The 18,224-nt window shown below is 44.1% G+C and carries 23 protein-coding genes; 11 read left to right on the top strand and 12 right to left on the bottom strand.

The features are described 5' to 3' along the window. Positions 1-24 precede the first annotated feature (24 nt). From ffh to purE, 5 genes are all read left to right on the top strand, one after another. Positions 25-1,368 (top strand): signal recognition particle protein, encoded by a 1,344-nt coding sequence (gene ffh / locus G6N79_RS00870; protein WP_103904729.1) that lies wholly within the window; start codon positions 25-27, stop codon positions 1,366-1,368. Between the two features lie 234 nt (positions 1,369-1,602). Beyond that, on the top strand, positions 1,603-2,145 hold the full coding sequence (locus G6N79_RS00865) for an NADH-quinone oxidoreductase subunit A (RefSeq protein WP_234993123.1): 543 nt from the start codon (positions 1,603-1,605) through the stop codon (positions 2,143-2,145). After that, positions 2,145-2,657, top strand: coding sequence for an NADH-quinone oxidoreductase subunit B (locus tag G6N79_RS00860; protein ID WP_103904727.1), 513 nt, complete (start codon positions 2,145-2,147; stop codon positions 2,655-2,657). The genes G6N79_RS00865 and G6N79_RS00860 overlap by 1 nt, the downstream gene beginning before the upstream one ends. 8 nt (positions 2,658-2,665) lie before the next feature. Next, positions 2,666-3,808 carry a 5-(carboxyamino)imidazole ribonucleotide synthase gene (locus tag G6N79_RS00855; RefSeq protein ID WP_103904726.1) on the top strand — a complete coding sequence of 381 codons (1,143 nt, stop codon included), beginning with the start codon at positions 2,666-2,668 and terminating at the stop codon, positions 3,806-3,808. Between the two features lie 22 nt (positions 3,809-3,830). Beyond that, positions 3,831-4,331: a 5-(carboxyamino)imidazole ribonucleotide mutase gene (gene purE, locus G6N79_RS00850; protein WP_103904725.1), complete on the top strand. Its 501-nt coding sequence runs from the start codon at positions 3,831-3,833 to the stop codon at positions 4,329-4,331. A 124-nt stretch (positions 4,332-4,455) separates the two neighbouring features. Here purE and G6N79_RS00845 read toward each other — a convergent pair whose 3' ends face one another. The 4 genes from G6N79_RS00845 to bshA form a co-directional block, all read right to left on the bottom strand. Continuing rightward, positions 4,456-5,451, bottom strand: coding sequence for a sugar phosphate isomerase/epimerase family protein (locus G6N79_RS00845; RefSeq protein WP_103904724.1), 996 nt, complete (start codon positions 5,449-5,451; stop codon positions 4,456-4,458). Between the two features lie 100 nt (positions 5,452-5,551). Beyond that, the gene (frr, locus tag G6N79_RS00840) at positions 5,552-6,115 is read right to left on the bottom strand and encodes a ribosome recycling factor (RefSeq protein WP_103904723.1); all 564 of its coding nucleotides are present in this window, start codon (positions 6,113-6,115) and stop codon (positions 5,552-5,554) included. 27 nt (positions 6,116-6,142) lie between these two features. Then, positions 6,143-6,847 (bottom strand): UMP kinase, encoded by a 705-nt coding sequence (pyrH, locus tag G6N79_RS00835; RefSeq protein ID WP_103904722.1) that lies wholly within the window; start codon positions 6,845-6,847, stop codon positions 6,143-6,145. 52 nt (positions 6,848-6,899) lie between these two features. Further along, positions 6,900-8,048 (bottom strand): N-acetyl-alpha-D-glucosaminyl L-malate synthase BshA, encoded by a 1,149-nt coding sequence (gene bshA, locus G6N79_RS00830; protein ID WP_103904721.1) that lies wholly within the window; start codon positions 8,046-8,048, stop codon positions 6,900-6,902. Positions 8,049-8,141: 93 nt separating this feature from the next. Between bshA and arfB the strand changes: the two genes are divergently transcribed. From arfB to G6N79_RS00805, 5 genes are all read left to right on the top strand, one after another. Next, the gene (arfB, locus tag G6N79_RS00825; protein ID WP_103904720.1) at positions 8,142-8,552 is read left to right on the top strand and encodes an alternative ribosome rescue aminoacyl-tRNA hydrolase ArfB; all 411 of its coding nucleotides are present in this window, start codon (positions 8,142-8,144) and stop codon (positions 8,550-8,552) included. A 670-nt stretch (positions 8,553-9,222) separates the two neighbouring features. Continuing rightward, a complete protein-coding gene (locus tag G6N79_RS00820) occupies positions 9,223-9,594 on the top strand; it encodes a BlaI/MecI/CopY family transcriptional regulator (RefSeq protein WP_103904719.1) in 372 nt (123 codons plus the stop codon). An 11-nt stretch (positions 9,595-9,605) separates the two neighbouring features. Then, on the top strand, positions 9,606-10,895 hold the full coding sequence (locus tag G6N79_RS00815; RefSeq protein ID WP_160003590.1) for an energy transducer TonB: 1,290 nt from the start codon (positions 9,606-9,608) through the stop codon (positions 10,893-10,895). A gap of 194 nt (positions 10,896-11,089) precedes the next feature. Beyond that, a complete protein-coding gene (locus G6N79_RS00810) occupies positions 11,090-11,533 on the top strand; it encodes an energy transducer TonB (RefSeq protein ID WP_160003588.1) in 444 nt (147 codons plus the stop codon). Between the two features lie 45 nt (positions 11,534-11,578). Next, complete coding sequence (locus G6N79_RS00805; RefSeq protein WP_146060556.1) at positions 11,579-12,421, top strand: hypothetical protein; 843 nt, start codon at positions 11,579-11,581, stop codon at positions 12,419-12,421. A gap of 63 nt (positions 12,422-12,484) precedes the next feature. On the opposite strand, the gene G6N79_RS00800 is transcribed toward G6N79_RS00805, so the two are convergent. The 3 genes from G6N79_RS00800 to G6N79_RS00790 are packed head-to-tail and all read right to left on the bottom strand — an operon-like array spanning position 12,485 to position 14,436. After that, positions 12,485-13,168 (bottom strand): phosphoribosylaminoimidazolesuccinocarboxamide synthase, encoded by a 684-nt coding sequence (locus G6N79_RS00800; protein ID WP_103904715.1) that lies wholly within the window; start codon positions 13,166-13,168, stop codon positions 12,485-12,487. Between the two features lie 53 nt (positions 13,169-13,221). Further along, complete coding sequence (locus tag G6N79_RS00795) at positions 13,222-13,503, bottom strand: chaperone modulator CbpM (RefSeq protein WP_103904714.1); 282 nt, start codon at positions 13,501-13,503, stop codon at positions 13,222-13,224. A gap of 3 nt (positions 13,504-13,506) precedes the next feature. Next, positions 13,507-14,436, bottom strand: coding sequence for a DnaJ C-terminal domain-containing protein (locus tag G6N79_RS00790; protein ID WP_103904713.1), 930 nt, complete (start codon positions 14,434-14,436; stop codon positions 13,507-13,509). A 146-nt stretch (positions 14,437-14,582) separates the two neighbouring features. On the opposite strand from G6N79_RS00790, the gene G6N79_RS00785 reads away from it, so the two are divergent. Further along, positions 14,583-15,137 (top strand): ferritin, encoded by a 555-nt coding sequence (locus tag G6N79_RS00785; protein ID WP_103905058.1) that lies wholly within the window; start codon positions 14,583-14,585, stop codon positions 15,135-15,137. 88 nt (positions 15,138-15,225) lie between these two features. Here the strand turns inward: G6N79_RS00785 and G6N79_RS00780 are convergent, their stop codons facing one another. The 5 genes from G6N79_RS00780 to G6N79_RS00760 are packed head-to-tail and all read right to left on the bottom strand — an operon-like array spanning position 15,226 to position 18,163. Continuing rightward, a complete protein-coding gene (locus tag G6N79_RS00780) occupies positions 15,226-15,414 on the bottom strand; it encodes a hypothetical protein (RefSeq protein WP_103904712.1) in 189 nt (62 codons plus the stop codon). Between the two features lie 6 nt (positions 15,415-15,420). Next, a complete protein-coding gene (locus G6N79_RS00775; protein WP_103904711.1) occupies positions 15,421-16,200 on the bottom strand; it encodes a hypothetical protein in 780 nt (259 codons plus the stop codon). Then, complete coding sequence (locus G6N79_RS00770; RefSeq protein WP_103904710.1) at positions 16,197-16,556, bottom strand: GntR family transcriptional regulator; 360 nt, start codon at positions 16,554-16,556, stop codon at positions 16,197-16,199. Before G6N79_RS00770 ends, G6N79_RS00775 begins: the two co-directional genes overlap by 4 nt. Continuing rightward, positions 16,557-17,348: a hypothetical protein gene (locus tag G6N79_RS00765; RefSeq protein WP_103904709.1), complete on the bottom strand. Its 792-nt coding sequence runs from the start codon at positions 17,346-17,348 to the stop codon at positions 16,557-16,559. Continuing rightward, complete coding sequence (locus tag G6N79_RS00760) at positions 17,345-18,163, bottom strand: ATP-binding cassette domain-containing protein (RefSeq protein ID WP_103904708.1); 819 nt, start codon at positions 18,161-18,163, stop codon at positions 17,345-17,347. Before G6N79_RS00760 ends, G6N79_RS00765 begins: the two co-directional genes overlap by 4 nt. Positions 18,164-18,224 lie beyond the last annotated feature (61 nt).

Here is an 18,224-nt window from a genome sequence, read left to right as displayed (position 1 = left end):
TATTGACAAAAAGAGAGATAGAAAATGTTTTCAAATCTACAGGATAAGTTAGATAGAGCCTTTAAGGTTTTAAAGGGTCAAGGTAATATTACAGAGATCAACGTCGCTGAGACGATGAAAGAAATTCGCAAGGCATTATTGGATGCCGATGTGAACTATAAAACTGCCAAGACTTTTACCGATGAGGTGAAGCAAAAAGCATTGGGTCAGAACGTACTGAGCAGCATTTCCCCGGGTCAGTTACTGACCAAGATCATGAGCGATGAGCTTACGGAGTTGATGGGTGGTTCGGTAACCGAGTTGGAAACTTCCAAGAACCCTACAGTAATCCTTATTGCAGGTCTGAATGGTGCGGGTAAGACGACCTTCTCCGGAAAGTTGGCAAACTACCTGAAAGCGACCAAGGGCAAGAAACCTTTATTGGTTGCTGGTGACGTGTACCGTCCTGCCGCTATCGATCAGCTGGAAGTGTTGGGTGAGCAAGTAGGTGTACCGGTATACGTAGACCGTGAATCCACAGATCCAATCGCTATTGCGGTTGCAGGTGTGGAAGCTGCGAAAAAGAATGGACAGAACATGGTCATCATCGATACCGCCGGTCGTTTGGCGATTGATGAAGCCCTGATGAAAGAGATCACCGCAGTAAAAGACGCAACCCAACCACATGAAATTCTATTCGTTGTGGATTCCATGACCGGACAGGATGCCGTGAACACTGCCAAGACTTTCAACGACCGTTTGGATTTTACCGGGGTTGTTTTGACGAAGTTGGACGGTGATACCCGCGGTGGTGCGGCCCTATCGATCAAGTCGGTGGTGAACAAACCGATCAAGTTTATCGGTACCGGTGAGAAGATGGAAGCGCTGGATGTATTTCACCCAGATCGTATGGCGTCTCGTATCTTAGGTATGGGTGACGTTATTTCCCTTGTGGAACGCGCACAGCAACAATTTGACGAAAAACAAGCAGCGGAATTACAAAAGAAAATCCGCAAGAATAAATTCGACTTCAATGACTTCAAGTCCCAGATTCAGCAGATCAAGAAAATGGGTAACATGAAGGACTTGATGGGCATGATCCCTGGCGTTGGTAAAGCGATCAAGGATATTGAAATCGAGGATGATGCCTTCAAACCAATTGAAGCGATCATCGATTCCATGACACCATTTGAGCGTGAAAACCCTGACGCTATCGATCAGAAACGCAGAACGCGTATCGCTAAAGGTTCGGGAACCGATATCAATGAGGTTAACAAACTGATGAAACAATTTACGGACATGCGTAAAGTAATGAAACAAATGTCCAATCCAGGTATGGCAGCGAAGATGATGCGCAACATGCCGAAAATGCCTGGAAAACCTTTCTAATACTTTTGTTCGCAAAAGGATAAAGCGGTTTGCTCTGGCAGACCGCTTTTTTATTTTCAGGGCTATTTTCGGGGATTTATACGCCCGCAAATTTCTTCAGATTTTGTATATTCGTTTAGCTTTGCTGTTTCTTTCGGGGCAGGAAAGGTAAAAACCTATAAAACGAATCAAATTTATTCTTAATTTTGCAATATGGACGACCCCGGGCAGATATCGGAATATGGAAAGATACTTATGATGGCAATCATAGGTTTTATCTTGGTTAGTGCCACCATATTCTTAGCTCGCGTGCTGTCTCCGAAAAACCCCAATCCGATCAAACTGAGTACCTATGAATGTGGTGAGGATACCACAGGCACCTCTTGGGTACAGTTCAATCCGCGTTTCTATGTGATTGCGTTGGTCTTTCTACTTTTCGATGTGGAACTGATCTTCATCTTCCCATGGGCGACGGTCTTTGGGCAGGCTGAACTGAACGCGGCAGATGCACGCTGGGGATGGTTTACCCTCATTGAAATGGCCATCTTCCTTGGTGTCCTGATCGTAGGGCTGATCTATGTCTGGAAAAGTGGCGATATCAGTTGGATTAAGCCCACCCATAAGAAACTGACTGTAGCGGTGGGTATCCCTGCGTCAGCATACGATGCCCTAAATCAGAAAGCATATGCCCTGCGCGATTATAAGGAGCAGGAGATAAAAGAAGAGCTGGCAGAGAAAGCTGCTTCACCTGTGAAAATAGGCTTTAAGCCCAAATTCAAGAAACCCAGTACAGAATAATGAGTCTAGACCAACGCTTGCAACAGAATAACGGCGTCATCATCGCAAAGATGGATGACCTGCTGAATTGGGCGAGGTTATCCTCGATGTGGCCGATCAGTTTCGGGATTGCTTGCTGCGCCATTGAGATGATGGGCGCAATGGCTGCAACCTACGATCTGGATCGACTGGGCGTATTTCCAAGGCCCTCACCTCGGCAGTCGGATGTCATGATCATTGCCGGAACGGTGACCTTTAAGATGGCGGACCGGATCAAGAAACTCTACGAACAGATGCCCGATCCGAAATACGTCATCTCCATGGGATCCTGTTCGAACTGCGGCGGTCCGTATTGGCAACATGGATACCATGTGGTAAAAGGGGTGGACAAGGTCATTCCTGTTGATGTATATGTACAGGGTTGTCCGCCAAGACCGGAAGCACTGATCAGTGCGTTTTTAGAATTACAGAAAATAATAGAACAACAGTCTCTACTGAAAGGGGATATCTTCCCGATGGAAGTGGAGCAATAGAAAATAATATGGCTAAAGATTTTTATGGTGACTTGCGCCTAGGGATTTTAGGTGGCGGCCAATTAGGTCGGATGCTTATCCAAGAAGCAATTAACTTTAATGTAAACATCCACGTGCTGGATCCAGATCCCAATGCACCCTGCAAGAAACTGTGCAATCAGTTTGAGGTCGGCTCCCTGAGTGATTTCGATACGGTATACAACTTCGGGAAGGACCTGGATATGATCACCATTGAGATCGAAAAGGTCAATGTGGATGCACTGGAGAAATTGGAAGATGAAGGTGTGTTGGTGTATCCGCAATCGCGGGTAATCCGTCTGATTCAGGATAAAGGATTGCAGAAACAATTCTTCAAGCAGAACGATATCCCGACTTCAGCCTTTCAGTTTATTTCCAACAGGGATGGCCTGGCGAACTGCCAGATTGCCCTGCCTTATATCCAGAAACTGCGCAAGGATGGATACGATGGTAAAGGCGTGAAGAAGATCAGTTCATCAGCAGATTATGCTGATGCTTTCGATGCGCCAAGCATTGTGGAGGAAATGGTGGACTTCGAAAAGGAAATCGCAGTCATCGTAGCGCGTAACGATAGGGGGGATATGGCGACTTTCCCAATGGTGGAAATGGAATTCAATCCGCAAGCGAATCTGGTGGAGTTCCTGATTTCACCCTCGACCTATTCCTTCGATATCCAATCCAAAGCCGAGAGCATTGCCCTGAAGATTGCAAATGATTTACAGATCGTTGGTGTCTTGGCGGTGGAGATGTTCCTGACCAAAGATGGCGATATCCTGGTGAATGAATTGGCACCACGGCCACATAACAGCGGACACCAGACCATTGAAGGGAATTTTACGTCCCAGTTTGGGCAACACCTGCGAGCGATCTTCAATCTGCCGCTAGGGAATACCGAATCCAGAGCCAACGCGATCATGGTGAATCTCCTGGGTGAGGAAGGCTATGAAGGATTGGCGGAATACGATGGTATTGAGGAAGCTTTAAGCATTGAAGGGGTTTATGTACATTTGTACGGTAAGAAATACACCAAACCCTTCCGGAAGATGGGACATGTGTGCATCATCAACCAAGATCGTGCCCTGGCGATTGAGAATGCACGAAAGGTACAGGAATTGATCAAAGTAATAGCATAACCATATTAAAATAGAAGAACAGATGGAAAACACGAAAGTATCGGTCATCATGGGGAGCAAGTCGGACTTGCCAGTGATGCAGGATGCCATTGAGGTTTTAAAATATTTAGGTGTAACGTGTGAAGTGAGTATTGTTTCAGCACACCGTACGCCGAAACGTATGTTTGATTTTGCAGAGCAGGCAGCTTCCAGAGGGATTAAGGTGATCATCGCTGGTGCGGGTGGCGCGGCCCACTTGCCGGGTATGGTTGCATCCATTACCACCTTGCCGGTAATCGGCGTTCCGGTGAAGTCATCCAACTCCATTGATGGCTGGGATTCGGTCTTGTCGATCCTGCAGATGCCCAACGGTATTCCGGTTGCTACAGTAGCCTTGAATGCTGCTAAGAATGCCGGTATTCTTGCCGCACAGATCTTGGCAACGAGTGACGAAGCGCTGGTGCAACGCATCCAGGAATTTAAGGATGAACTGCGTGAGAAAGTAGAGGAGACCGCTGAAGAAGTAGAACGACTACGCTTCTAATCCCTGACGATTTTGGCGCACGCTGTGGATTGGTTCTCAGCTGCATGCGCTGAAGCTTTCCTCAAAAAATAAAAAAGGTTCGCCACATGGCGAACCTTTTTATTTTTTAAGCGGCGTGGCTGGCTTATTTGAAATTCTTTTGCATATAATCAAAGCTCTTCTTGATACTGCCGTATTTATCGTTGGAATAGATTTCATCCTGTTCCACGAAGGCATATTTCAAGCCGCTTTCATTCGCATATTGCGCAAGGTTAATAAAGTCGATGCTTCCAGTTCCCACTTCGGCATATTTGATGTCCTTCATGGTCTCCATCATGTCCAATGTATCTGGCTTTCCTGTCTTCGGGTTAATCTTGTTCTGTTCGAGCGGAACGGAGAAATTCCGGTCCATATCCTTGATATGCCATAATGGGAAACGACCTTTATGATGTTCAAAGTATTTCTGCGGACGCTCACCTGCTTTAGAGATCCAGTACATATCCAATTCGAAGACAACCAGTTTGGGGTCGGTGAATGCCAAGAGTACATCCAATCCGTTGGTATTGTTGCCGAACTGTTTGAACTCCCAGAAATGGTTGTGGTAGCCCATGGTAATTCCTGCTTTCTCGGACATTTCACCTGCTTTATTGAGTTGTTCCGCCATGTATTGGTAATCCGACTGGTTAAGCTGGTTCAGCCTGTGCATTGGTGGTACCGGCGCAATGATATACTGCTGGCCCAAGTTGTGCGCAATTTCAATGTACTTTTCGATATTTTCCTTGTCCTTGCTGTCCTTGTCCAAGTATTTGCCCAGGTCATAGTGCCCGGAATGTGACTTCAAGTTGTTGTCGTTTAGGATTTTCTTCAATTCATCCACGGATACGCCCCATAGGGTGCCATTGGTCGGGTCTGCACCGTAGGTTTCCACATGTGTGTAACCGATGCCCGCCACGGATTTCAATACTTGCTTTGGGTCCTGTGCGAGCAGGTCGCGGAGGGTGAATAATTGAAGGCCTATGTTTTTAAGGGGTGATCCAGGTGCGTTTTTCATGCTTTCACATGATATCAAGTGAGGGGCAACGAGTCCGCCCACCAATCCCAAACCGGCAAGTTTGAGGAAATTTCTTCTTGATTGTGCCATGCAGAATGATGTTTGTTTAATGAAATATAGGTAAATTTTTTAATAAAAAAAGGATTCTTAATTTAAGAATCCTTCCGTTAATATTCTTCAGGAGCTGTGCTTACACAGTCATGATATCTTTTTCTTTCAAATCAGCTAACTGATCAACTTTAACGATGTATGCATCCGTTAATTTCTGAACTTCAGCTTCGCCAGATTTGATCTCATCTTCGGAAATACCGTCGTTTTTCAATTTCTTGATTGCCTCGTTTCCGTCCTTACGGATGTTACGGATGGCAACACGGCCTTTTTCCGCTTCTTCCTTTACCTTTTTAACCAAGTCGCGACGACGCTCTTCGGTCAATGGAGGTACCGCCAAACGGATAATGGAACCGTCATTCTGAGGATTCAAACCGATGTTGGAATCCATGATTGATTTCTCTATAGCCGATAGGAGGCTTTTCTCCCACGGTTGCACTACGATTGTTCTTGCATCTGGTGTGTTTACATTGGCTACCTGTGCAAGTGGTGTACTTGTACCGTAGTAATCAACGTAAATTCCATCAAGCATACCAGGACTAGCTTTGCCAGCACGAATTTTTGTTAATTCATTTTCAGTATGGGCAATTGCTTTGGCCATACTTTCTTTGCTGTCGTCCAGTTGAAGTGAAATTAATTCGTTCATATCTTGATTTATTATTTTCTTGTTTGATTAGCTTACTACCGTTCCGACGTGTTCGCCATTGGCCAATTTCATCAAGTTCCCTGGTTTGTTCATATCGAATACGATGATCGGCAAGTTGTTTTCTTGACAAAGGGTGAATGCGGTCATATCCATGACGTTCAATCCCTTTTCGTATACGTCCGTGAATGAAATATGGTCGAATTTCTTGGCATTCGGATCTTTTTCCGGATCTGCAGTATAGATACCATCCACACGTGTACCTTTCAATACGGCATCCGCATTGATTTCAATGGCACGTAGGGATGCTGCTGTATCGGTGGTGAAGTAGGGGTTTCCCGTTCCGGCACCGAAGATGACGATACGTCCCTTTTCCAAGTGGCGCACGGCACGTCTGCGGATAAAAGGCTCACAGATCTGTTCCATCTTGATCGCTGTCAATAGGCGGGTCTTCATGCCCTCTTTTTCCAGGGCATCTTGTAATGCCATGGAATTGATTACGGTTGCCAACATACCCATGTAATCCGCTTGAACACGGTCCATTCCTGCTTTCTCTGCACTCAGGCCGCGGTAAATGTTACCCCCACCGATCACGATGGCGATTTCCATGCCTAAGCTATGCAGTTCTTGAATGTCTTGTGCGTATTGTTGAACACGATTAATGTCGATACCGTAGCTTTGCTCGCCCATTAAAGCTTCGCCACTAAGTTTAAGTAGGATGCGTTTGTATTTCATATTTGACTTTGGAGTAGTTCCAAAAGCCAAAGATATGACTTTTTGCTTTCTATTAATTAGAATTGTTTCCTTTTTTTACCTTATCGATTACCTGTGCGTAAAAATCTTCGTAGATCGGTACGATTTTGCTGAGTTCAAAGTCCTTGGCACGCATCAGTGCATTTTCCTTAAATTCATTCAGGATCTGGTCGTCCTTCAGGATATAAATGGCGTTCTTGGCCATATCGTCGATATCGCCGACATCACTCAGAAATCCTGAGAAACCTTCCTTATTCAGCTCTGGCAGACCTCCCGTATTGGAAGAAATAACCGGCACCTTGCAGGCCATGGCCTCCAGGGCGGCTAAACCAAAGCTCTCCGATCCCGATGGCATGATGAACAGATCGGCAATGGACAAGATCTCTTCAATGGCATCCTGCTTACCCAAGAACCGGATGCAGTCGGTAATGTCCAATTCACGCGCCAGCTCTTCTGCTTTGCGACGCTCCGGACCATCACCCACCATCAATAGCTTGGAAGGCACCTCCTGTATGATCTTGTAGAAGATCTGCACAACATCCTCCACACGTTTTACCTTCCTGAAGTTGGAGGTATGCACGATAATACGTTCGTTATTCGGCGCAATGGCCTTTTTGAAATGCTCGTGATTTTTGTTGTGGAAGCGTTGTAGGTCTATGAAATTCGGAATAACCTGTATATCCGTGGTAATGTCGAAATAGCTCAGGGTCTGTTCCTTGAGGTTGTCGGAAACCGTCGTTACGCCATCCGATTTGTTGATGGAGAAGGTGACCACCGGACTGAAGCTTTTATCCTTGCCCACCAATGTGATATCGGTGCCGTGCAGGGTCGTAACGACCGGAATATCGATACCGTAGGTCAGCAGGATCTGCTTGGCCAAGAAAGCTACCGAAGCATGTGGGATGGCATAATGCACATGTAGGAGATCCAGGTTCTCAAACCGGACCACATCCACGAGTTTGCTCGCCAAGGCGGTTTCATAGGGTGGGAAATCAAACAATGGGTATTGGTTGATCGCCACTTCGTGGTAGTAGAGGTTTTCGGAGAAAAAGTCCAACCGTGCAGGTTGGCTATAGGTGATAAAATGTACTTGATGCCCGTTATTTGCCAGCGCCTTTCCGAGTTCCGTAGCGACAACGCCACTACCTCCAAAGGTTGGATAACAAACTATGCCTATTTTCATACGTTCTGTTTTCGTTGTTTAAAGATAAGGATGCTTTTATAATTGTTCTGCAATATTTTTACCAGATTATAAAAAACAGTACATTTATTACAAATGAATGTAAATCGTGAACAGCTCCTCCAGGAGCTTACTTTTAAGGCGTCCCGTTCGGGAGGGAAGGGTGGACAACATGTTAACAAGGTGTCTTCCAAAGTGTTGTTGAGTTGGGACGTGCAGCAAAGTGCCGCATTGACCGAGGAACAGAAGCAGCGAATTGCGGAACGATTGGCAAATCGCATTTCCAAAGAAGGGCTATTGCAATTGGATTCCTCCATTGATCGCTCCCAGATCCGAAACAAGGAACTCGCCATTGAGCGTTTCTTCCTCTTGATCGAAGATGCCCTGAAGGTAGATAAGAAAAGAATCCCCACAAAAACCCCGAAGTCCGTCATCCTGAACCGGCTGGATCGCAAGAAAAAACAGAGCGACAAAAAAGCCGATCGCCAATGGCGAATTAAGGATTGATAGGAAGGGGTGTAACTAATAGATTTTGCCATAGGCACAAGAGATCCTCCGCACGGTCCAACCGCACAACTCTTGCGCCAGCGTTTTTTACGGCTTTAAAAGCGGCGTTTTTTGGGGAGAGTAAGGCGCGCGAAGCGCGCCTTACTCTCCCCAAAAAACGCCCTAATCGCGTCAATTAGCACGCTGGCGCAAGTCTTTCGTGAGGGCTTGAGCGGTGGAGGACTTGTGCCAAAAAACATGCCGTAGGCACAAAAAATCCATCCACCATACATTTCATACACACCAGCATAAGGAATTATTTTTCCTTTATACGCCATGCAACCCCGAAGGGGTGTAACTATTTTAGCCCACGCATTGGAGGGCGGAATAACCCCAGAGGGGTGTAACTATTGGCTTTTGCCGAAGCCACAAGAGATCCACCGCACATGTCATCCGCACAACTCTTGCGCCAGCAAGATAGGCCGAAGGCACAAGAGAGCCACCGCACGGTCCATCCGCACAACTCTTGCGCCAGCATGATAGGCCACCCGCACAACTCTTGCGCCAGCGCGGGCACAACCACAATTCCCACGAAAACTAAAAAATTAGTTGTATAACTAAATCTTTAGTTTTATATTTGTTCTATAATCGATTATAGGCAATATTGTCTTATTACATATTTCATGACATCATGGACGAATTAAAAGAACTGACTAAGGCTGAGGAACAGATCATGCATGAGCTCTGGGAAATGGAGGGGGGCTTTGTGAAGGATATCATCGAGCGCCTACCAGAACCGAAGCCTGCCTACAACACGGTATCAACAATCATTAGGATCCTCGAGACCAAGGGTTTCGTGGACCATGAATCTTTTGGAAAAAGCCATCGCTATTTTCCGAAGATTGAAAAAGAGGAGTATAAAAAACTAATAACCGGAAAACTCTTAAAAGGTTATTTTGAAAATTCTGCAAGCTCCATGCTCTCCTTCTTTTTGGAGGAGAAAAAATTGGATGTGCAGGATTTGGATGAGATCATGAAACTTATTCAGCAACATAAGAAATAAAGAATATGGCTATGGCTTACCTACTGATATCGAATCTAGCACTTGCGCTCTTTTTCCTGATCTATAGATTTGGATTGAAGAGACTGACATTTTTCAATTTAAACCGCTGGTATTTATTGGGCAGCATCTTTATCGCCTACCTGACTCCATTGGTATTATTCATTGATATTCGTGTGCCAGAGCTAATGGAATTAACTTTGCCGGCAATCGATCTGTCCTTGCATGGATCGACAGGTCCAGATCTGGGTTCCAGTGCTGGCAATACGGTCGGTTGGGAAAATCGAATACTAGAAAATTGGATTCCGTTCCTGTACTGGTTAGGTGTGCTTTTATCTCTTGTTTGGCTGGGCTATAGGCTTGTGCTTTTATTATCTAGGAAACATTCCCAGAACATATCCGGGAACTATTCATTCTTCCATCTGATTAATATTGCAGATGGAAATAATGCATCACCTTTGATCAGCGCACATGAAGCATTGCATATTCGGCAAGGACATAGCTACGATATTTTATTTGTTGAAATCGTTCGTACATTCAATTGGTTCAACCCCATCTTGCATTGGATTCGACAAGAACTGAAATTCCAGCATGAATGTATCGTCGATAGCCATTTTTCCGAAGACAGGGTGGCGTATGCCGAACTGTTGATCGCCAATGCCATGCATGTTCATCCGCATCAATTGAGTCATGAGTTTTCCAATAAATCAATTTTAAAAGAAAGGATAAACATGATATTTAAGGATAAATCAAAATCAAGGAATAGATTTTTATATCTGGCCATCTTGCCGATGGCAGTTCTGCTATTTGGGTTTTCAATCAATAGCAAATCTACAAACAAGAATACCACATTTCTTGTGGCCGATACAGTAAGCTCCGGAATGGAGAGCGCATCTTTAATCAACGCAAAAGATGGAAAAACCAGTAATTCTAATTCGATTGCTACAAATTCACAACCAATAGAAGAAGGTAGTCAATCTGATGTTTTCAATTTTGATGAGATCGACGAACAACCTACTTATCCCGGTGGCATCAATCAATTTAGATTGGATGTGGCAAATGCAGTCGTTTTTCCGAAAGCAGCAATCGATGCAAGAGCCAAAGGTAAAGTCGAATTGGTTTTTGTGATAGACAAAAAAGGTATGCCGACTGATATAAAAATTCAGAAGGATTTAGGTTTTGGTCTAAGTGAAGCTGGGATTAAGGCACTTAAAAAGTCCAAGAAATGGACTCCTGGAAAACATAAAGGAAAGCTGGCAGCGGTCAGATTTATTTTGCCGCTTCAATTTGATCTTTCTCAATGAGAAAATAATGTAGAAACAAATTTCAAATAAAGGCTAAAAAGCATGTGTTCCGTTCATTTAGGGTCTGCTAAATGAACGGAACCATTTGCGAAGAGAAACGGTTTTCTGCATATGCATTTAATATTTACATAACATTGGAAGTACGGAACCTATGCATTGATTTTTTATATTTGGCGAAATCAAATAAACTGAAGATGAAAACCAATTATTTCCACTTGCTATTGACGATGTTTCTGTGTATGTTGAGTTACCTTTCCTTTGGCCAAAGTAACGTTGGAAAAGCGAATGAGCAGTATACCCAATCGGAACCTGATCGCCCAGCTGCACCTGTTGGTGGGATGGAGGCTTTCCGGGAGTACGTCGAGAAAAATTACCGTTTCCCAAAGGAAGCCTTATCGGCCAAAGTTTGGGGGAACACGAAGATTTCCTTTGTGGTGTCCAAGACCGGAAAATTAAAGGACTTTAAAGTGCTGAACGATGATACAGGATACGGCACGGCGGAGGAACTGATCCGCGTTGTGGAAGAAAGCCAGAATGAAATTGAGTGGATTCCGGGAATTGCAAACGGGAAACTGGTCAATGTAAAATATAGCCTTCCAATAAACCTACGAACACTAAAAAAGAAATTGCGGAAATAGGGGTGTAATCCAACACTGTCCAACGCCCGCTGATAAATCTATACAATGCAAAAACTGATTAAATTTAGCGGTCTGTTATTGGGCATGCTGTGTCTTTTAAGTTTATTTTCCTGCAGAACCTTGTCCCACTCCAAGACAGGATATTTTACAGGTGAGGTGGATAAGTACTTCAATGAAAAAGAAGGGGTCAATGTCTGGCTTTATCGTGCCTTCCAACCGCGAGAGGACGGGAAAACAGGGTTGAGAAAGGAAAATTACTATCCCCTTGATGAACGGATGATGGAATTGGTCGGTATTAAGAAGAATGCCAATCAAGTTCTTTTTTCTGTCGTACCGGAATATCCACCTTTTTACAATATGGTTGCCGTGAAGCACCTGAAGAATAATGTGAATCTGAAAGGGTATAACATTCGGGAATATAAAGGTGCAAACTATTATGAGAAGAAAGTTATATCCGAGGGGATGGATATCCGACATGTCTATATTCCCAAGGGAAAAAAAGAGGGACTGAGCTTGCTGTACTATGCGCTGGAAGTGGAAAATGCCGGTAATCCATTAGCTAAATTCGATTACCTTGCTGGCATCAATGCCTTGGAAATAAAGGAAAAGGAGCGCTATTACCCAAGTTGGCAGATTTACGATTGTGAAGAACCCGACCGCAGGGATTGGATCCTAAAACCGGATATCGAAAAACTGAAGAACCATGAGGTCGTTTACCTCAAACTGTATGATGTTTACGGAGCCAATAAAACAATTTCCTTTTTTAAATTGATGAAGAAGGATGATAGGGGGCCAATTTCCCTGAAGCTCTGTCCGAATGAATATATCCTGGAATATTATTCCGAAAAGGACCTGTTGATCGGGCAGGAGAAGTTTCGGGTCAATTAGCTTGAAAATACAAAATGGGCTTGATCAACGTGATCAGGCCCATTCCATTTCATTATTTTCCGCTTAGGAAAGGAATAATTTTTCCAGTTCCAAGGGTGGGATATACGTACCATCCTTATACACCCGCATATTTCCTCCTGAAATTTCATCGATCAATAGAAGGGTGTTATCTGCCTTATCGTATCCGAATTCCAGTTTGATGTCATACAACTCCAATCCTTTCTTTGCCAACTCGTCTTTCACGACGCCACAAATCTTTTGGGTCAGGGATTTCAGCACCTGGTAGTTTTCGGTGGTCAGGATGCCAAGCATGGCCAAGGCATCTTCCGAAATAACAGGATCACCGCGTTCATCATCCTTAATAGTTACTTCGACAAAACTATCCAATGGCTGGCCTTCTTCACAATAGGCGGCATATCTGCGCAGAAAGCTGCCTACGGCACGATATCGACAGATGACTTCCAGTCCCTTTCCCAATACCTGCGCTTCCTTTACGATCATTTGCACCTTGTCAATATCCGAAGAGACAAAATGGGTGGGAATCCCTAGTCTATTCAGGACCTCGAAGAAATAGGTTGTCATTTTCAATCCAGATCTTCCAGCTCCTGCAATGGTCAGGCCCACGGTATTTGCGCCCGGGTCGAAAACACCATTCTCGCCCGTAACGTCATCCTTGAACTGCAATAAGATTTGATGGTCACCAAGACGGTAGACATCCTTGGTTTTCCCTTGATAGATTTTTTCCATGTGGTTTCAGTTAATTGCTGCGAAAATATCAAAAATAGACCGCTATGGCAATTTTAAATATCTTTATCCGCACGCAGATAACGTAGCTCCCGTTGTAAATCTTCAATCTTCTCGATCAGGTTGTGGACGACTTCTATCCCCTGAACATTCAGTTCCAATTCGTAATGCCATGTGGAATAACGCTCTACATGCAGCACCTGCTCTTCCTCCAGGTATTCCTGTTCCTCCTGAACAATTATCTCGATCAATCCGTTGCTGTGCAGCTCTTGGATGAATGCCTGCTCAATGTTATTGGTCCGGCAGATGTCGATTACTCTAAATAATGTCTTTTCCATAGCTTATTTTAATGAATCTGCTAATTTCTGAACGATTTCTTTCTGCTCTGCTGATAGGTTGGTCGGTAATTTTACATGGATCTCTGCATAGAGATCGCCAAATTCACCATCCTTTTTATACACCGGAAATCCCTTTCCTTTCAATCTGATCTTTGCTCCATTCTGCGTTTCCGGTTTGATCTTAACATTGATTTTTCCGGTCAATGTATCGACGATGGTTTCCCCGCCCAGCAAAGCCGTTGGTAGGTCAATATCGATATTGGTGTAGAGGTCATTTCCCTTTCGATTGAAACGAGGGTCAGGTTTGATGCTGAAGGTAATGTATAGGTCTCCTTTCGGTCCACCATTAACCCCTTCGCCACCTTGGCCTTTCAGCTTGATCTTCTGTCCATCCTCTACGCCGGCAGGAACGGTGATTCGGATATTCTTACCATTGACGGTAAAGGTCTGTTTGTGTGATTCCGAAGCCTGAAGAAGTGTAATCTCCAACATGGTTTCATAGTCCTGTCCTCTGTAACTGCCACGTCTTCCGGAGCTCCGGCCACCGCCGAACCGCGAACCGAAGAGGTCTTCAAAGAAATCTGAATATTCGCCAGTATCGTAGTTTCCGCTATAATTGTTGAAATCAAAGCCTTCAAATGGATTCTGACCACCGGCAGATCCACCTTGCTGACGGTATTGTTGTTGCGCACGCTCGTATTCTTCACCGTGCTTCCAGTTTTCGCCATATTGGTCATATTTCTTGCGCTTCTCCGGATCGGTCAGCACCTCATTGGCCTCGTTGATCTCCTGAAATTTCTTCTTTGCATCCTCATCGTTGGGATTCATGTCCGGATGGAATTTTCTGGCCAATTTCCGATAGGCCTTCTTAATATCATCCTGACTCGCGGATTTATCTAATCCTAGCACTTTATAGTAATCTAAAAACGCCATATATATTGATTTAAAAAAAGAACAAGTACGTTTGGGAATTGTTTAGCAATAGTTATAATCAAATGTACGAGGTAAAGTTTACAATGTAAAGGTGATTTCCGAAACAAAGTGTGATGCCAACTGTTGTATATAAAAAAGAGATTATTATGGATACCAACAGACTTTCGAAAGCGATGGAAACATCGTTGATCAAACAGATGACAAAGGAAAATCAAGCTTCACAGATCTATTTAGCATTAGGGATCTGGGCAGATACGAAGGGTTATGGCGGCGTTTCCAACTTTCTGTTCCGTCATGCACAGGAAGAGCGCAACCATATGATTAAGATCATGATGTATATTTTGGAACGCGGCGGTACACCAAAGGTGGAAGCTGTCGAAGCACCAAAAGTTGCTCCGAAAAGCATGACCGATTGCTTTGATCTGGTCCTGAAACATGAGATTGATAATACCAACGCTATTTATGGGTTAGTAAATCAATCCATGGAAGAAAAGGACTGGGCAACCTGGAACTTTGCACAATGGTTCGTGAAAGAACAGATCGAAGAAGAGAAACTAGCCCTTGATTTAATTGACAAGCTAAAAATTGCCGGAGGCGATCGTGCTTCTGATGAATCCTTGTTCAATTTGGACAAGTACTTGGCTGACGCTCCAGATGAAGTGACATTGGCGCGAGAGTCCACGGCAGATAGCCCTGAATAGGAAGATTGATTGAAAGTTAATAGGAAGGAATGTGACGTTTCTTCAAAAATCACAAAAGCGCGGTATGTATATACTGCGCTTTTGCGGTTTAACAGGGTGTATCTTCCTGAGTTTCTTGCGGGTAGGCTCTGGAATGTTCTTGTTTTTGGGAATCGTCAGTTTTTGGACCGTCCGCTGTTTTCTCCGATGGAAAAAGTATAGCCAATTGTGGGATCATCGTTGACCAAAGGAAGGCGCAGAACCAGACCATGAACTTGAGGATAAATTTTGTTAGCATAACCTGTTATTTTGGGCGTTTGCTGTTATAATAGTCCAGGTTGCCGGTCAGTTCCAGTACCTTGACACCACTTTGAGTAGGGTAGTTTCCAACTTTGATGTTGCTTAATCCCTGTAGGTCCGCCCTTAGGGTATCACATGCGTTCTTGGGTTCAAATTTAAACATGCCATTGTTCATCTTGACGTTCAGGTTCTGGATCCTAATCTGCTCTGCTTCCAATAAGGATTTACCCTTAATTTCCAGATTCAAGGTTGGATAAAATGTTGTCTCGGCTCGAGAGGGTTTCCAAAGGGTGACATTGGACGCATTGGTGATGTTGAGCACGCCGACCCAAGCATTGTTAACCAATTGTTGCGGAAGATAGCATGTCCCGGTAACACCATCGAGTGTAATGGATTGCAACCCCAAATCTCCCAAGCTGATTTCAACCTGATGGAATTCATCTTCTGTTATAGCAAGGATTAGGGTGTCCTTTTCAATCGTAGGAGAGAAGGAGATATTTCCTTTATTATTACTCAATCGCAGGGTTGCAGAATCTCCCTGATTGAATGAGACCATGGTGTTCCCTTGGCCACCGACGATGCGTACATGTTGGATTTTTTCCAGGTGATAGGGTTTGGCATCTCCATATTTATTCAATGAAGCAATGGCCTTGGACAGACCATCCTTTGGTGTATAGGAAACATTGTCCTTTACATAGACATGGCCACGCAGCGGTTTAATGACCAAAGACAATAACCAAATGGTGGCAGTCGCAATCAGGAGCAATAACATTGACTTTTTCATAATTCATTAGACTTATATCGTTCTACTAATTCATCAATACTGATGTTCAATAACTTGGCATTCTGGAAGAACTTCGGCGCTTCAACCTCGAGAAATGCCGTTCTCTTTTCGTGCAGGATCAGGGTTTTGGCCTCCTCGGAGACAAAGAATCCCAACCCTCTTTTGTTGAAGATAATACCATCCTGCTGCAGCTTATCGTACGATCGCATGACCGTATTGGGATTGACCTCAATGCCGGATGCCAAATCACGTACCGAGGGGATCTTCTCCCCAACGGCCCATTCTTCCGTGAGGATCTTTTCCATCACCAGGTCGATAATCTGCAGATATATGGGCTTATCGGATTGAAAATGCACCTAAACCTCCTTTTCTTTTAAATAATAATAGAACCCAACAAAGGCGATCAACATAGCGATTAGGTAAACCAGGTAGTTGCTGACGAAGTAGAAGTTCGAGTTAGTGATCATGTAATGATTGCCATTCCAGAAATAATTACTGATATAACTTCCAATCATAAAAAGTAGGATTAATATCCCTACGGACTTGATCAAGCTTTTCTTTTTGAACAGCAGGATGCCGTAAAAATAAAAGGGCAGCATGATCGCAAATCCTATGATCAATCTGAACATCTTCAGTGTCTGTGACCCATTGAAAAAGATACTATTTTTGCTGATGGGTTCATATAAGAGACCGTTTTCCACATAAGCTTGTTTCATTGCTTCCAGGAAATTGTACCGAAAGAAAAATTCCACACCGTAATTAAGTAGCAACACGATCGCATAATTGTACAGAAATACGACCAGCGCAACGATAACAAACGCTGTAAGTCGTTGCCCTGCGCTAATGGGCAAGGTAAAGTCATAGCTTTTGTAAAAGTTTGTAGCGATGAATGTCAGGTGGATAAAGGGTAAAATCAGGATAATGGGGTTACTCCATTCAAAAAACTGTTGCCCGTCCAATGCAAGGAGTAGGTTGCTCTCGCCAACAGCCGCTTTATAGCTTTTATAGTTCGTGATAACATCCAACATGCCCATACTCAAAAAGAATACGCCTGCAAGCCAGACTATCAGACAGAGTAATGGGACGGCATAAAGGAAAAATTGCTGCCCTTTATACAAGGTTCTTAGGTACTGTAGTGTCGTTTTCATAGTTCTTTCACTTTGGTGTTGCTCGTAAACGCGTTGAAGATAAATTCAATATTCATCTTGGATTCCTCATTCGTTTCATTGGGTACGAGGTAATAGGCTCCGGAAAGCTCTTCCTGTTCGTAGATTGCTTGCGGTGCATCGGAGGCAGCATGACTGATACGGTAGGTCTTGGATAGGTTGTAAATGCTCTCATCCAGAACAAGGCTTCCACTTTTCATGATCAATAAGTGATCAAGCAGGGCATCGACATCGCGGATCTGATGCGTAGCAATCACGAAGGCTTTTTCTTCGCTGAAGAATCGAGTCAACAGTTTTCGAAAGATAGCCTTGGAGGGTATATCCAAGCCATTTGTCGGCTCATCCATCAATAGGATGGATGTGTTGCAGGCCAAGGCGAAGGCCAAGTGTACCTTCCGGTGTTGTCCCAAGGATAGTGATTTCAACCGATGATCTGTTGGAATACTGAATTCACGGATACATTGTTCATATTGTTCTTGATCAAAACGGCTGTAGAAAGCACCGTAAAGCCTGCCGAATTCCGCAATCCGCAAGTCGGGAAGTTGGCTGTGATCGGGAAGAAAGTACACATCGTTCAGGTATGCAGCAGTTCGTTCCGAGCTTTTCATTCCATTCAGCGTGATTTCTCCATCCTTAGGAATCAACATTCCTACGATATTCTTTAACAGCGTGGTCTTGCCTTCTCCGTTGAGTCCGAGAAGACCATAGATATTTCCCGGTTGCAATGCCGTGGTAATATTCCAGAGGATATTACGGTTGGACCGGTAGGAATATGATAGCGATTGAATGCGTAACATAATCTAAGTGTTTAAGTGTATTAATATGGTAGTACACTTCAAATATACGCTACAGTTTTTA

This window comes from Sphingobacterium lactis, assembly GCF_011046555.1.
Lineage (GTDB): Bacteria > Bacteroidota > Bacteroidia > Sphingobacteriales > Sphingobacteriaceae > Sphingobacterium > Sphingobacterium lactis.
Note: the sequence above shows the minus strand (reverse complement) of the source record. Positions and strands in the feature narration are given on the sequence as shown.

Coding starts and splice junctions, on each gene's coding strand:
- G6N79_RS00815 (WP_160003590.1), top strand. CDS start 9,606: ATGGCTTACCTACTGATATCGAATCTAGCACTTGCGCTCTTTTTCCTG.
- G6N79_RS00800 (WP_103904715.1), bottom strand. CDS start 13,168: ATGGAAAAAATCTATCAAGGGAAAACCAAGGATGTCTACCGTCTTGGT.
- G6N79_RS00790 (WP_103904713.1), bottom strand. CDS start 14,436: ATGGCGTTTTTAGATTACTATAAAGTGCTAGGATTAGATAAATCCGCG.
- arfB (WP_103904720.1), top strand. CDS start 8,142: ATGAATGTAAATCGTGAACAGCTCCTCCAGGAGCTTACTTTTAAGGCG.
- G6N79_RS00785 (WP_103905058.1), top strand. CDS start 14,583: ATGGATACCAACAGACTTTCGAAAGCGATGGAAACATCGTTGATCAAA.
- ffh (WP_103904729.1), top strand. CDS start 25: ATGTTTTCAAATCTACAGGATAAGTTAGATAGAGCCTTTAAGGTTTTA.
- G6N79_RS00865 (WP_234993123.1), top strand. CDS start 1,603: ATGATGGCAATCATAGGTTTTATCTTGGTTAGTGCCACCATATTCTTA.
- G6N79_RS00780 (WP_103904712.1), bottom strand. CDS start 15,414: ATGCTAACAAAATTTATCCTCAAGTTCATGGTCTGGTTCTGCGCCTTC.
- frr (WP_103904723.1), bottom strand. CDS start 6,115: ATGAACGAATTAATTTCACTTCAACTGGACGACAGCAAAGAAAGTATG.
- G6N79_RS00765 (WP_103904709.1), bottom strand. CDS start 17,348: ATGAAAACGACACTACAGTACCTAAGAACCTTGTATAAAGGGCAGCAA.
- G6N79_RS00820 (WP_103904719.1), top strand. CDS start 9,223: ATGGACGAATTAAAAGAACTGACTAAGGCTGAGGAACAGATCATGCAT.
- G6N79_RS00855 (WP_103904726.1), top strand. CDS start 2,666: ATGGCTAAAGATTTTTATGGTGACTTGCGCCTAGGGATTTTAGGTGGC.
- G6N79_RS00775 (WP_103904711.1), bottom strand. CDS start 16,200: ATGAAAAAGTCAATGTTATTGCTCCTGATTGCGACTGCCACCATTTGG.
- pyrH (WP_103904722.1), bottom strand. CDS start 6,847: ATGAAATACAAACGCATCCTACTTAAACTTAGTGGCGAAGCTTTAATG.
- purE (WP_103904725.1), top strand. CDS start 3,831: ATGGAAAACACGAAAGTATCGGTCATCATGGGGAGCAAGTCGGACTTG.
- G6N79_RS00805 (WP_146060556.1), top strand. CDS start 11,579: ATGCAAAAACTGATTAAATTTAGCGGTCTGTTATTGGGCATGCTGTGT.
- G6N79_RS00795 (WP_103904714.1), bottom strand. CDS start 13,503: ATGGAAAAGACATTATTTAGAGTAATCGACATCTGCCGGACCAATAAC.
- G6N79_RS00845 (WP_103904724.1), bottom strand. CDS start 5,451: ATGGCACAATCAAGAAGAAATTTCCTCAAACTTGCCGGTTTGGGATTG.
- G6N79_RS00810 (WP_160003588.1), top strand. CDS start 11,090: ATGAAAACCAATTATTTCCACTTGCTATTGACGATGTTTCTGTGTATG.
- G6N79_RS00760 (WP_103904708.1), bottom strand. CDS start 18,163: ATGTTACGCATTCAATCGCTATCATATTCCTACCGGTCCAACCGTAAT.
- G6N79_RS00860 (WP_103904727.1), top strand. CDS start 2,145: ATGAGTCTAGACCAACGCTTGCAACAGAATAACGGCGTCATCATCGCA.
- bshA (WP_103904721.1), bottom strand. CDS start 8,048: ATGAAAATAGGCATAGTTTGTTATCCAACCTTTGGAGGTAGTGGCGTT.